The sequence below is a fragment of the Sphingobacteriales bacterium genome, assembly GCA_016711285.1.
Lineage (GTDB): Bacteria > Bacteroidota > Bacteroidia > Chitinophagales > UBA2359 > JADJTG01.
Window position 1 is genome coordinate 165,311 of sequence record JADJTG010000002.1, and the last position, 15,426, is coordinate 180,736.

A 15,426-nucleotide genomic window follows, 5' to 3' on the forward strand; every position below is an offset into this window, starting at 1 on the left:
CCGAAAGGTATCATTCGATTTTTACCGAACTTTTTGAATATCACATATTTTTTATGTTCGGATTTATTGGTGAATGAGCAACTTCTGACGGTGTAAAATTTTTTCGGGGTATTCGGAGCTTGCAATTTCCAATAGATATAAGCCTGTATTCAGCAACTCAATATTGATATAAGGCGCAGAGATATTTTGTTGCAATGCCGTTTTTCCCTGCATATCCGTCAATCGCAACACCTTGCCCGTTGCCGCCGCCGGACACTGCAAAAGGTGCTGCTTGCCCACAACCGGATTGGAAAATACATAATCGGGGTGCTGAACAAGGGCAGATAACGCATCTATTTCGGTGGTGTTGGCATCGCATATATCCAACGGAATTTCCTGCCCCTGCGCATTAATGCCGCGCACTTGATCTATCTCAAACAATAAAGCCTCGCCACTGATATTGTCAATCGTCACCACATCTAAATACGCCACATTGCCGAAGCCGCCTGTTCCATTTTGGTCGGTGCGCACATAAGCGACTTCTATACGTCCTTCGTCATCAAAATATTTTACAAACTTCAATTGGTCGGGAATAGAAATGCCGTTAAAAAACCAGCCTTCCTCATAAGGGTAAAAGTTGATGCTTTCAAATTTGGTATTGTCGTAATACACATTAAAAGCGAAGCCGTAAATATCATTAGCGGGCAAAGCTGCCGTACCGATTTTTACATCTACAAAATAATGTGTGGCTGCCTGTGGATTTTCAATGGCATCGATACATATCGGCGGCGCACCATCGGCGGTGGCGTATGCCGCTTCGCTGTTTTTGCCCACGGTGTAGTTGTAATTGATGGCAATGGCGAGCGCATCTTCGTTTATGTCAATAATACCATCTCCGTTGCAGTCGGCGTGTTTGTAGTTGGTGCCGTCTGCAAAATTTTGCGTCCAGTCGGTGGCTTCGTAACCCTGAAAAACGGTACTGACCTCAGCACGCGGCACTCCACTGCTGCCGTAGCCGATACCTATATTAAATACGTCATATTTATTTATAATGCCATCGTGGTTAGAATCACCCGGAAACACACAGTCGGCGGAGAGTTCTTCGCATTGTGCATAGAGTTGCTGAACAAAAAAGCCCTGCAAACACAAAAACACAAATAAGTTTCGAAGAAATAACATAGAAAAATTTTAATACGGTAATGAAGGATTAGCACTTATAAAACACAAAATTATAGTATTTTTATTTTACAAACGAAAATGATATTTTCATTATACAGATTTTAACATTTTTATCTTCGTTTTACAAAAAAATGATCAACAACAATACACCTAAACTTTTTCGTTTATTAGCGCAACTTTCTGCCGACGAATGGAGTAATTTATTGTATTTTATCCATAGCAATTACCACTATACGCGCCCCGAAGTGCAAAATTTATTAGAATATTTAAAGGTCGGTTTTCAAAAAAAAGAAGAACATTTTTTGAACAAAAGCGCAATATTTGCCCATATTTATCCCCAACGCCCTTTTCACGACAGCACTTTTCGTTTGCTTTTAAGCGATGCCGTCAAAACCCTTGAAACCTTTGCCGCCTTCGAGCAACTCAAATACGAAACGCATACCCGCGCTCAATTAAAATTGCGCTTTTTCAGAACGAAAAATACAGATAAAGAATACAAACAAATGTATCAGCACGAGCGCGAACTGCAAAAAAATCAAATAATTCAAGATGCGGCTTATTATAAAAATACTTTTGAACTAGAAGATGAGTATCGGCTTTATTTAGAAAAAACCTTTGTGCGCGAGCAAGAAAATTTTAAAGCGGCTTTGTTTTTTTTAGATGTTCATTATATCCTCAAAAAAATGCAGTTTGCCTGCGAAATCATCAACCACCACCAAATTATAGCCGGAGACAATACAATATGGCTGCTTGATGCACTCCTCAAAGAACTCCATCTTCAGGGCGATTATTTGCAGTTTCCTATCGTCAATATTTATTATCACATCTACCAAATGCTCACCGACACCGGGCAACAAGATCATTATTTTACCATACTCAAAGATATGCTGCAAGCAGCAAGCGGCAGTATCGGGGCTTATGAGCTACGCGATATGTATTTTTATATGATGAATTTTTGTACCCGACAAATCAATGCAGGACGACGGGAGTATCTGCGGGAAATTTTCGGATTGTACCAAATTACACTCAACAACCGACTGATTTTTCAAGATAAATACTTGTCGCCTTGGCATTACAAAAATATCAGCACAGTGGCTCTGCTGCTCGGCGAATTTGATTGGGTGAAAGATTTTATAAAGACCTACCGACAGCATCTAAGCGAAGAATTTGCCGACAATGCCTATACCTACAATCTGGCGCGCTACCATTTTTATACCAAAGCCTACAAAAAAACCATTCAGTTGCTGCACGGTGTGGAATATCAGGATGTTTTTTATGCCTTAGATAGCAAGTCGCTGCTCATCAAAACCTACTACCACCTCGACGAAACCGATGCTTTGTTTTCGTTGATAGACAGTTTTAGGAAATTCCTGCACCGCAACAAACTCATCTCCGCCATTCAGCGCACCAATTATCTGAATATGCTGCGCTTTATCAATCGCTTGGTACTCATCAACCCGCGCGACCGCAAAAAACGTGCTGCCCTACGCCTGCAAATTGAAAACAGCAAACAAGTTGCCGATAAAACGTGGTTGCTGGCTCAATTATAAAATGGAGCAAAATTAAGTACACAAAATATTGATAATCAATTTTTTATGTGTTTTTATTGTATAAAAAACAATATTTTTAGAAGCTACAAACCGCAAAAAATGTACTTCTTAAAGGCTGTAGAGAGAGATAATTTTGTGCTATGATAAATAACAAGCAAGCATTTATCATAATTACATACATTTTTTACATCATTTCTCAAAAAAAAAATTGACAACAATGAAAACAAAAATTTTTATCGCTGCCTTGGGTTTAATGATAAACTTGGGCGCACAGGCGCAAAGTACCCGTGCGAAATTGGAAGTTATAGAAAATAATTACGTTGCTACAGGTGCAGGTGGCGGCGCGATTGAGGCTACTCAATATACTTACGGTATAGGCAATGCTATTATTTCCAAGGGAATGAGCGGTACTTTACCTTTAAGCACAACTAAAATAAATGGATATGGAGCCATAGATGCAACTAATCGCGATTTTGGGCTTTGGGCAAATGTAAATGGCTACAATGGAAATCCTGGTACTGCGGTAGGTTTGGCTGCTACTTATCAGGAAAATGATGCCGGAGATATTTCAAATTCGGCTTATTTAGCGGGTAGCGATTATGCCGCACGATTCAAAGGAACGGTGGATATTTTATCGGGTCCGAATACTCTTGGATCGGTTCTGAATTTTAAAAATAACGATGGTACAATAACTGGAAGCATCACTACTGGTCTTGGAAGTCTTTTGATTAATAATATGCAAGGTCCCGGCACCGGAACACTATACAATGTGGCTTTACAAACAACGGGGGGCCTGTTTACCTTGAAAGATAACGGAAATGCTCAACTTGGAAGTGGTAGTTACGGTGCTTATAAGCTAACTGTATCTGGAACTGGCACCGCTGCTAAAACCGATGGTAGTAGTGTGTGGACTGTCGTTTCTGATAGTCGCTTAAAAGAAAATATAGAAAATTATAGCGACGGGTTGGAATTGATTAAAAAAATTCGCCCTTATAGATACAACTATACAGGTGAATACGGTTTGCCTTCCAGTAAAAAAATAGTAGGTGTATTAGCACAAGACCTGCAAAAAATAGCTCCTTATATGGTGGAAGAAACGGAATTGAGCGAAACCAACGACAAAGGTGAAATTATTAAAAGCGGCAAGTTTTTGAGTATCAATATTGATGCGCTGCGTTATGCAATGGTAAATGCCATTCAGGAACAACAAGCAATGATCGAGGATTTACAAGAAGATAAATCGGATTTAAAAAATGAAGTAGAACGGCTGAGTCGTGAAAACGAATCGCTCGAAGCACGCCTAACCGCCCTTGAAAATCTCTTGTCAAAAGAACTCCCCTGCCTGCAAAGCAACAGCAACAAAACTACACCTTCGCTCCATGTAGAAATGATAGAAGAAAGCCGTTTGGAACAAAACGTACCCAATCCCTTTTATCACAGCACTCGCATCAGCTACTTTGTTCCCGAAAATGCGCAAAATGCAGCACTGCAAGTGGTGACTTTGGACGGTAAAGTGGCAAAAAACATCAATATCACCAATAAAGGTACAGGTACTGTCAATATCAGCGGCAACGAATTAGCGGCAGGCACTTACGTTTATACACTCTATGTGAATGGCGAAAAAGTAGCCGCTAAAGAAATGATTTTAACCAAATAAAACCTAAATACAGCACATAAGAAGAAGAATTAAATCACCGCAAAAGCGGTAGCGTGATGCGCCGCTTTTGTACTCTTCTACTCAAAATATGTGCAGTATCAACAGGATACTTATATTATAGATGAAAGTAAAGTAAAGTAAAGTAAAAGTTAAACCAATTCAATACTCGCAAAAGCGATTTTTTAAGCTCTACACAGAGAATCGCTTTTGCCTCTTTTTCAAACTTTACACCCTATTTTGGATAACCTTTAATTCCTTTTTTCCTTCATATTTTAAAAAAAACAAAATAAAAAATATCATGAAACACTTCTCATTTTCCTTATTGTTGCTTTTAGTGTCAATGTGTTCTGTGGCTTGCAACAAAGATGATGATGATAACAGCAATAGCAGTGATACCAATTTGGTGGGCACTTATAAAGTAAATAAAATTGATTTTATCTGTACAGATGATAATCTTGATTTATTGTATAATGAACTGCAAGACAACGGCTGTGTAGATGAAGGTGGTATCACAATTTGTATGGATTATATACTAAAAATTCAGGCAGACGGCAAATTTATTACCACTGCTACAATGCAAATGGACGGTTTGCCTCCACAAACAACCGAAATAACTACCTACTACACAATCTCGGGCAACAACAGCATCAAAATTTGCGGCAGCGGCAACAATGCCACCAACTGCTTAGAAGGCACTTATTCGTTGAGCAGCGGCGGCTTGCTCAAAATACAGGGCAACAACGCCACCACGCAATGCAACGGCTCTTATGAAGCTCAAAAACAATAACAAAAAACAAAGTGAAAGATAGGATAAAGATAGATAGTGATAAAAATTTCTGTAGATTCAGAAAAGGGCTTTTGCATTGACAGTTGATATGGGAGAACAAAAAATATTAATCAGTTATAAGCAAAAGTCCTTTTTTGTATTTTTTATAATGATATGAATATTGATTATAAACCATTAAATTTTACATTACATTTTTATTATACATCTTCAAAATCCGATACAATACCATGAAATATTTTCTGATTTATTGCCTACTGCTGCCTTTTTTGCTCAACGCCCAAACCAACAACAAAACATTTTTTCTGGGGCACAGTCTGGTTAATTTTCATACGCCCAATATGGTGAAAAAATTGTCGGACGCTGCCGGAATTTCTTTTCCTTACAACGCCAATATCGGCAATGGTGCTTCTTTGTACTGGCATTATACCAGCCCCGATACCGGACAGGGCGACACATGGACAACTACGCTGCCGCAAGGCGGTTTTGATAAATTTTTGCTCACCGAAGCTTTGCCTTTAGATGCTTATTTAGAGTGGAATACCCACGAATATGCCGACTCGTTTTTTATATACGCACGCGCATATAATCCTGATGTAAAATTGTATGTATATGAAACCTGGCATTGCATCTATTCGGGTACGGGGAGTGGCTGCACTTCGTGGGAATGGGACCCTGACACCCTGATAGCCTTCAAAGACCGTATCATTCAAGACTTGCCCAAGTGGGAATCCATTGCCGACTCCATCAACGAAAAATACGGCGTTTGCAATGCCTTTGTAGTTCCTGCGGGGCAAGCCTTGTTGGTACTCAGCGACAGCATTGATGCTGGAGCAGTGCCGGGTATCAGCAGTTTGAGCGATTTATTTGTAGATAATATTCACGTTTCGTTGCGCGGGGCTTATTTTATTGCCTGCGTGATGTACAGTTGTCTTAACAAAACTTCGCCTGAAGGGTTGCCCAATGCACTCACCGATCCCTGGAACACCCCCTATTCTACCTACACCACCGAAGCCAACCCTGTACCCACACCCACACAGGCGGCTATTTTTCAGCAAATCGCCTGGCAAACGGCTTCCAATTATGCCAAAAGCGGCATCAATACCAACACGCTCACGCTCAGTGGAGCAGCAAATGTCTGCACCAACGACACATATACCTACACCGTAAGCGGCGGCACTGCCGGAATTCCCTACGAATGGATAATAAGCGGCGGCACAATAACAAATGGCGGCGGCAACAACGACACTTCCTGCACCGTACAATGGAACAACGGCGGCAACGGCAACATTCAGGTCAATCAAAGTACGCCTTAATCTTTTTTAACCTTTCTTTTTATAAAACGAATTGCTGCATGTTTGTAGAAAAATACGAACTTTGCAGCAATTTAATTTTTTAAAACATTTGTCGCCTTGCTGTTGTTCGTGTGCAATAAAGGTAAGGGGTTCATTTTTTAGGACAAAATTTTATCTTTTTCATTGATTTTTATGAAACATCTTCTTTGGATAGTAGTCTGCTGTTATGCCACAACACTTAATTTGTGGGCACAAGGAGCAGCAGCCGTCAAACACGGCGGCTCGCAGGGCATTGAGTTTTTTCACGGCACTTGGGAGCAGGTAAAACAAGAAGCAAAAAAACAAAACAAAGCTATTTTTGTAGATGCTTATGCTTCGTGGTGTGGTCCGTGCAAACGCATGGCAAATGAAGTATTTACCGACCCCGCAGTGGGTAGTTTTTACAACAAAAATTTCATCAATTTCAAAGTAGATATGCAAACCGGCGAAGGTCCTGCTTTAGATGCCATCTGGGGCGTAGATGCTTTTCCTACTTTGATATTTTTCGACAGCAAGGGCGAGATGGTTTCCAAAACCAAAGGCTATCAAAATAGTATGACCTTTTTGACTTTGGGTAAAAGAGGACTTTACAGCCCCGCCAAAATGGCAGAAATGGAACAAAAATATATCTCCGGCGAGCGCAAGCCCGAATTTTTGATGGAATATGTAGAGGTATTAAAATTACAAAATAAAGATGCCACCGCCGTTGTAAACGAATACATTACTACACAAAATGACAGCAGCGACTGGCTGAAAGAGGAAAATATGGTATTTGCCTATACCAACACGCAAAATGTGGAATCGCCTTTGTTGTGGAAAATGTTGCAGAATCTGCCCGCTTACAGTGAGCGTTTCGGCGAAACGTGGATTGCCGGAAAAACCAACATCGCCGTAGCGTATAGTTTGAAGGCAGCTTCCGAACGCGGCGATGATGCTTTGGTGGGGCGTTGCAAAGAAGCTATCAAAGCTTTGGGGCGCACCGATGCCGATATGTTGGGTATGCGTATTGATTTGGAATACTACCGCCTGACTAAACGCTGGAACGATTTTTTGAGAACAGCAGCTACCGAAATGGATAAATACGACATTCGCGATGCCGAATTTTTGAACAGCATCGCCTGGATAGTATTTGAAAATACCGACCAAACCGCCTATTTGGAAAAAGCCCTCAACTGGGCAAAACTCTCCGTTACTTTCAACAGCACCTACAACAACAACGATACTATGGCGGCTATTTTGTACAAACTCAAACGCAAACAAGAAGCACTCGTGTATGCACAAAAAGCCGTAGAAATTGCCCAATCGCAGGGAAAATATCACCAAAACACCTTGGATTTAATCAAAAAAATAGAGCAGTTGCCGTAGAAAAACAACCCAATTTTCTACGATTTTCTGTTGATATATTTTTATCCCCGCACCTGCCGCCATGCTTTGGATAAAAAGGTTCTTTTTTTTGGGCATTATTTTGCTCCTTCTTTTTGCTGTGGCTTCTTTGCTCATAGAAGCCCTGTACAGCGAACAGTTGAGTCGTTTGCTATTGCAGCAGTTCAACGCCGCTTTGCGCGTAAAAGCAGAAGCACGCGGCGACAGCGATATGTCTTTGCTCAAAGATTTTCCGCGTGTTTCTTTTGTGTATAACGATGTGGTGCTCCCCGATGCTTTTGCCGCCGATGTGTATTTACTCAAAGCCGAAGAATTGCGTTTTGTATTTGATATTTCCAGTTTGCTCTCCGAAAACTATGAAGTAAATACCCTCGTTTTTTCGGAAGGTTTTTTGCACATTCGCAGCGATGCAAAGGGAAATTACAATTTTGATATTTTTAAAGAAAATAAAACATCTTCGTCCTCTTCAAAAAATCTTCAGTTGAACGAAATTCTGCTGGAAAATATGGAGTTGGAATATAAAAATGCTGATGCTTCGGTGCTCATGCAGGCGATGGTGCAGCAGGGCAATATCAAAGGCAGCTACAACGACAAAAATGCCCGTTTCAATATGCAAGTGCAAGGTATCGTGCAGCAATATTATGCCGATTCTTTGCATTATTTTAGCAAAATTCCTTTGCAGTGCAACAGCGACATTTCTATAGACTGGCAAAAAAACCACTACGATTTTCAAAATACTCAAATTGCTCTTGGCGATTTGGAATTTGACATCAAGGGCAATATCAGCAGCAAAACTGCCTCCAATGTGCTGGATTTGAGCATCAAAGCCGATCAACTACCGGTTGAAAAACTGGCAATATTGTTGCCGCAAGAGTACAACGCCTACGCCGATTCGGTGGAGTTGGAAGCCGGAACAGCCGCCTGCACCATCAATATCAGAGGCAACTGGTCGGAAACGGAAATGCCGCGTTTGGTGGCGCAAATGACTACAAAAAATGCAGCACTGATGCTCAAAAAATGGGAACTGCCCTTAGATAATATCACCGCCGATTTTACTTTTGACAACAAAGCCTCCCTCACCGCCGACCGCTACGAAATCAATATCAGACCATTGAAATTTACTGCCGACAAACAGGAAATGACGATGGAAATGCAATACAAAAACTTTGACAATCCGCAAATGGAGGGTATTTTGCACGGTAATTGTGCCTTGTCGCTGTTGCGCATTTTCAGAGACCGTTTTCCGCACATAGATGCGCAGGGAGCAGCAGCACTCAACCATTTTTCGTGGGCGTGGACTGCCGAAAACGGCTGGCACCGCTTGGGTGGCACTATGCAAATTCAGGAAGGAACTATTGAAAACAAAGCACTGAAAATAGAAAATTTGCAGGGTTTGTTGTGCTTTGAAGACCGCAGCATCAAAATAATGGCACTGAGCGGCAAAGCCTTCGGCGGCGATATAACGCTGCGATCCAATATAGGTATGCTGCCCGACAGCACTTGGCGCACACAAAACCACATCATTATGCAAAATGCCGATTTGGAAACACTTTTTACGCAATGTGAGAATTTTGGAATGGACGTGCTGAAAGCCGAAAATATCAAAGGCACACTACAACTTAATATGTTGCTGCGAGCCAATTTGCTGTCCGACAATACTTTGGACAAAGAAACACTGTGGGCAACGGCAGATATAGCGGTGGAGCGCGGCGAGCTCGTCAATTTTCAGCCGATGCTTACTTTGGCAAAATATGCCCGCATAGACGAATTGCAGCGTGTACAATTCAATACTTTAAGCAACCATTTTGAAATAGGAAACCGTGTATTGCATTTTTACCCGATGAACATTGAAAGCAATATTTTCAATATAGATTTTTCAGGAAAACATACGTTTCAGAATTATCTGATGTACAACATTCGCGTAGATGCTTTAAATACACTGGCAAAAAAAATAAAATCCAACAAAATCAACTACAACGAAACCCCCGAACTGAACACAAGAGGCGGTTTTAATTTGTATTATTCGCTGCGTGGCGATATGAATAATCCGAGTATATTAAGCGGCAAAAAGGGATTGATAGAGAACAACTTTGAAAAAGACAAAAAAGGCTATAAATACATCTTGACAAAAGAATTGGAAGCCGCCGAAAAATTAAATATATGGCATTGCGAAAGCATCACACAGTAAACAGCACACCTACGGCATTTTAGTTTCAAAAATTTGACGATAATAAATTTGTTCTAAGCGATAATTAAAGCCCGATATTCAAATTCGGATATTAAACTACCGCCTTTTATACTTTTTTTATCCTGTCTTAAAATAGCCAAACACAGAATTAATTATAAAGATAAGGCAAAATATAATTACCTTTGCCATTTCTTATAAAAACGAAAACCTAGTTTTATTCAGCTAATTATGAAACGTATTTTATTATTGTACTTGGCAGTAGTGCTTACTTCTTTGAGTGCAACTGCCCAGCAATACGGCAACGAATGGATTGACTATACAAAAACGTATCACCGTTTTTTGTCTGACCATACCGGCTTAATCCGTATTGATTATTCTACCCTGTCGCAACTTGGCATTCCTTTGCAAGGTTCCAATTTAAAAATGTATGCCCGTGGCGAAGAGATCCCTATTTATGTGAGTACCGATGGCACTTTTGGAGCGCAAGACTACATAGAATTTTACGGCGAAGCCAATGATGGTTATTTTGATACACAAATGTTTATCAATCCCGATTATCATTTTAATCCGTATCGCAGTTTCTTTTCTACCAAAACCGCCTATTACCTCACTTATAGCGGCGGCTCTAACAAACGTATGGCTCCTACGTCCAACGATGTGAGCAATGCGGGCAGCCCTGAGCCGTATTTTATCCACGAATCCATTAAGCAGGTGACTACGCTCTTTAATCCGGGCGAAGGACACCGCGATGCCACTGGCGTTATCAGCCATTATGCTTTTTTTGAAAAAGGAGAAGGACGCGCCAGCACCACCATCGAAACCAGCCTGCAAACCGCCGCTCAAAGCACATTTGATGTGGATACCAAGTATAAATATACGGGTGCGGCGATGGACGCTTCGGTGCGCGTGCGTATGTGCGGAGCCGGACAAGCTATTCCTGCTATCACCAACCACTTTTTCAAAATAAAAGTAAATAACCAAACGTATGCAAATGAGTCTATTTTTCGCTGGGACGTAAAAAATATACTCTTCAATATGCAAACGGCTACGTTGGGCACTGATAAAACGTCTTTTTACATTCAGCCGCGCGACTCTGTGTATGCCGTACCCAACACCAATATTACTTTTGATTTAACCACCAAAGTAAAATTAGCATATATCCGCGTAGATTATCCTCGTTTGTTCAATTTTGATAATCAAAAATCATTTTTGTTCAATGTAGAAGTGCCTAATGAAAAATACATAGAGGTAGTGGGCTTTGAAGGTGGCAGCAGCCCTATTTTGTACGACCTCACCGCACAACGCCGCCTTATTCCGGTGGTGAGCAACGGCGTATATAAATTCAAACTGCAACCCGGTGGTGCTACCAAACACAAATTGTACATCGTCAACTCTACCTCTAATTTAGTAAAACAAATACCTTTTAATGATTTTAAAACAATCAATTTTACTAACTATCAATCCGCTTCCAATCAGGGCAATTATCTGCTTATTTCGCACCCCGATTTGCGCACCGGAGCCGTTGACCAAGTGGAGCAATATCGCCAGTATCGCGCTTCGGCAGAAGGCGGTGCTTTCAATGCTGTTGCTGTGAATATAGAAGAACTCTACGACCAATTTTCCAACGGTATTCGCAAACACCCGATGGCTATTCGCAATTTTGTCAATTTTGCCATTGATAAATGGGGACTTGACCCGAAATTTGTATTGCTTTTGGGAAAATCTATTCAATATCAGTATTTGATAGAAAATTCTACCAACCCAAGTATCATCAACTTTGAACAATGTTTAGTGCCTACTTTCGGTCATCAGCCTTCGGATAATTTATTGGTATGCCCCAAACTGATGCACGACTACCGCCCGCTGTGTGCCGTTGGTCGTGTGCCGGCACGTACCTCTGATGATGTAAAAAATTATTTAGACAAACTCAAACAATACGAATCGCTGTACATCACCAACTGCAACGATTTATCCAATCGCTATTGGATGAACCGCTTGGTGCATATTGCCAGTGGTGCCAACAGTTTTGAGATGAACACTTACCTGAGCCATTTTGTGAATTATGAGCAATACGCCACTTCGCCGCCTGCTTCGATGAATTTGGCACAGACTTTTTCAAGTTCAACGGCAGCTATTGAGCCGGAGCCGCAGTTTAAACAATTATTTGAATCGGGACTCAATGTGATAGAATATTCAGGTCACTCTACCATTAATGACGAAGGGTACTGGGATTTTGATATTGCCCGCAATCCCGACCAATACAGCAATCAAGGCAAATATCCGATTGTATTTTCGCAATCTTGTTTTGCCGGACAAATTCACGACACACAATCCAAATCTATTTCGGAAGAATATGTAATGGACGAGCAAGGCGGTTTTATTTGTATGCTGGCAACATTGGCATTGAGTTCGCCGGCTTTGATGAACGAATTTACCGACCCGCTTTTTCATAATCTCTACATCGACCACTATGGCGAAAGCGTGGGAGAAAATATCGTACATACCATTAAAGAAATCTTTATTCCGATGGGTGCTTCTAACTGGGAAGACGTAGCCGTTACGAGCACTGAATTTACGTTTTGCGGCGACCCCGCCGTGCGCCCTTATCTCTGGAAAAACCCCGAATACCTGATTTCCGGCGTTACCAGCTACCCGAATTTGCAAAGCAATACCACCGTAGATGTTGCCTGCTCCGGTATTCAACTCAATGTAAATATTGATAATTTAGGAAAAGTGCAAGGAACAGTGCAGGTAAAAGTAATACGCGTAATGCCTGATGGCTCTCAAATAGAAGAAATAAATCAGGTAATTAACTCTCCCGACCGCTCGCAAACTTTAACTTTCAATTTACCTTCGCGTACTGACCAAGGCGGTTTGGGTGTCAATGATTTTATTATTTCCATCAATCAAAACGGTGCTGTAACCGAAGATTGCTACAACAATAACCAATTCTTTATTGACAATGTAAATTTAGTATCTTCAGGAACAGGCTCTCAAAGTTTGCAAATCGTAGGTTTGCAAAATTCTTATTGTTCCGATGCAGGTGCAGTTACATTGCAAGGCAGCCCTTGGGGCGGTACTTTTACTATTGACGGTGTACAAAGCTATGTATTATATCCTTCGCAAATCAGCGCAGGCACACATACCATCGCCTACAATTATGTAGATGGAGGCGGCTGTGCCTATTCAGTACAACAAACCGTGAGCATCGCTGCACCGCCGGTTGCTACTTTTGATTATATCCAAAATGTATGTACGGTCAAGCTGCTATTTTTGATTATACCGGCAACGAACCAGACTGGAATTTAAGTTGGAACTTTGGCGAAGGTGCTTCTCAAAATATTGTAGAAGATCAGGGCTATATCAGTATCGTGTATAATACGCCCGGTACTAAAAATGTAGTATTGACGGTTCAAAATGCTTCGGGTTGTACAGCTTATAAAACTGTTACCGTAAATGTATTGCCTAAATTGCAAACGCCGCAGGTATATTGCACCAACAGCACCGATTCCAGCGTAGAAATGGCATGGAGCAGTGTGTCAGGCGCAAATGGATATGTGATTACCTACAATGGAAACAGCCAAGTGGTATATGGCAACTCCTTTTTAATCAGTGATTTGTCATTCGGACAATCGGTGACGTTTCAGGTGTATGCCGTTGGGCAAGGCGGATTTGAATGTAGCAATAGTGATGTAGCAGCAACTGTATGTACGATTACCGCCTGTCCGAGCGAACAGGCTACATTTACAGCTGTACCTGCTCAATTTTGTAAAGGTGGGGCTGCTGTTGCTTTAAGCGGACAACCCGCCGGCGGTTATTTCCAAATAGACGGCAATACCGTAACTATGTTAGACCCCGCTACACTGAATGCAGGCAACCACGTATTACAATATTTTTATGCCGACCCTGCCACCTTATGCAGCTATGTGTCCGCACCACAAACATTTACCATCACACAGCCTGCTCCGATTGCCTTGACAGCAAGTGATTTACAAATTTGTCCGGGCGAAGAAGTAACGATTACGGCTGCTGACGAAAGCAATATTGTTTGGACAGGCCCGAATATTATTTCGCAAAATGGCTCTACCTTAGTAGCAGCCCCCGAAGCCAATACTACCTACACCGCTACTACCACCGATTTCAACGGTTGTACCAAAGAAGCACAAATTACGATTATCATCAACGAGAGTGCTTTACCTACTGCCGATTTCTCTTTATCGGACTATGCAATATGCAGTGGCGAAATAGTTGAATTTATCAATGATTCGCAAAATGATGAATCCAGTACTTGGGAAGTAATTTATCCTTCCGGTCAGGTTTCTACTTTTTCTGACAATGCGCCTTCAGTAGCTTTTGAAGAAGCAGGCGTATATGATGTAAAATTAACAGTTCAGGGCTGCGGAAATACCAGTGATGAAATAGTTTTGGAAAATATAATTTCTGTAACAGCATCACCAAACTTTGAAATAGATGCTCCGCAGAGTGTATGTCCGAATGAGTCTTTCGTTTTACAATTAGAAGGCACTCAGGGCAATGCCATCTGGCAGGGTGATGGCTTAAGCACAACCATAGGTTTGGAAGTGAATGCTGCTCTATCTGCTCCCGAAACATATATTGTTACTGTAAGCGGCGAAAACAACTGTTCAAAAACAGATAGTGTTGCCGTTGATGTATATGCAGTAACACCGCTCACTCTGAGCAATGATACAACAATTTGTACAGGCGATACGATTCAGGTTTTTGCTGCCGGAGCTGTTTCTTTTGCGTGGTCGCCGGCAACTGCCGTATCCGATGCCACTTCGCCCAATCCGAGCGTATTTGCAGCAGACAGCAGTTTTACGCTCACTGTAGCGGCTGCCGATGAAAACGGTTGTGCTAAAACCGGTTCTATCTTTTTTACGATTAATGATGACCTCTGCCTCTGCGATGACGGAGATTGCAATACCACAGATATTTATAATCCGCAAACCGGTGCTTGCGAACATTCGCCTATTGTGCTGCCTTCCTGTGACGACAACGACCCGACTACCGTTGATGCTTATAACCCTGAAAATTGTGAATGTGAGCATACCGTTACTACCAAATTATTTATTCCGAATGCAATTACGCCCAATGGCGACAATAGCAATGATGTTTGGTTTATTGAAGGTTTAGCTGCGTATCCGGAGGTGAGTGTTACTATTTACAATCGTTGGGGGCAACTGCTGTACGAAGCCGCCCCCTATGGTAACAACTGGACAGGTGAATATGAAAATGAGCCACTCCCCGATGGTACTTATTATTATATTTTAAAACTCACACGCGGCGGAGAAAGCCAAACCGGAACGATTACAATTATCCGTTAAAAAAATAAAGTAAAGTTATTTTTCGGT

General features: G+C 41.5%; 9 protein-coding genes. 8 read left to right on the plus strand and 1 reads right to left on the minus strand.

Features of this window, described 5'->3' with window-relative positions; all coding sequences use genetic code 11:
* Positions 1-63: 63 nt before the first annotated feature.
* On the minus strand, positions 64-1,122 hold the full coding sequence (locus IPL35_00915) for a T9SS type A sorting domain-containing protein (GenBank protein ID MBK8442046.1): 1,059 nt from the start codon (positions 1,120-1,122) through the stop codon (positions 64-66).
* A gap of 167 nt (positions 1,123-1,289) precedes the next feature.
* On the opposite strand from IPL35_00915, the gene IPL35_00920 reads away from it, so the two are divergent.
* The 8 genes from IPL35_00920 to IPL35_00955 all read left to right on the plus strand — a co-directional run bounded on the left by IPL35_00920 (position 1,290) and on the right by IPL35_00955 (position 15,399).
* Positions 1,290-2,708: a hypothetical protein gene (locus tag IPL35_00920; GenBank protein MBK8442047.1), complete on the plus strand. Its 1,419-nt coding sequence runs from the start codon at positions 1,290-1,292 to the stop codon at positions 2,706-2,708.
* A 217-nt stretch (positions 2,709-2,925) separates the two neighbouring features.
* Positions 2,926-4,365 carry a tail fiber domain-containing protein gene (locus IPL35_00925; protein ID MBK8442048.1) on the plus strand — a complete coding sequence of 480 codons (1,440 nt, stop codon included), beginning with the start codon at positions 2,926-2,928 and terminating at the stop codon, positions 4,363-4,365.
* A gap of 298 nt (positions 4,366-4,663) precedes the next feature.
* Entirely contained in the window at positions 4,664-5,152 is a 489-nt protein-coding gene (locus tag IPL35_00930) for a hypothetical protein (GenBank protein MBK8442049.1), read from the plus strand.
* Positions 5,153-5,379: 227 nt separating this feature from the next.
* Positions 5,380-6,465, plus strand: a complete 1,086-nt coding sequence (locus IPL35_00935) for a hypothetical protein (protein ID MBK8442050.1) — start codon at positions 5,380-5,382, stop codon at positions 6,463-6,465.
* A 171-nt stretch (positions 6,466-6,636) separates the two neighbouring features.
* A complete protein-coding gene (locus IPL35_00940; protein MBK8442051.1) occupies positions 6,637-7,848 on the plus strand; it encodes a thioredoxin family protein in 1,212 nt (403 codons plus the stop codon).
* 61 nt (positions 7,849-7,909) lie between these two features.
* On the plus strand, positions 7,910-10,054 hold the full coding sequence (locus IPL35_00945) for a hypothetical protein (protein ID MBK8442052.1): 2,145 nt from the start codon (positions 7,910-7,912) through the stop codon (positions 10,052-10,054).
* 228 nt (positions 10,055-10,282) lie between these two features.
* A complete protein-coding gene (locus IPL35_00950; GenBank protein ID MBK8442053.1) occupies positions 10,283-13,363 on the plus strand; it encodes a hypothetical protein in 3,081 nt (1,026 codons plus the stop codon).
* Positions 13,306-15,399: a gliding motility-associated C-terminal domain-containing protein gene (locus IPL35_00955; protein MBK8442054.1), complete on the plus strand. Its 2,094-nt coding sequence runs from the start codon at positions 13,306-13,308 to the stop codon at positions 15,397-15,399. Before IPL35_00950 ends, IPL35_00955 begins: the two co-directional genes overlap by 58 nt.
* The last annotated feature ends 27 nt before the right edge of the window (positions 15,400-15,426 follow it).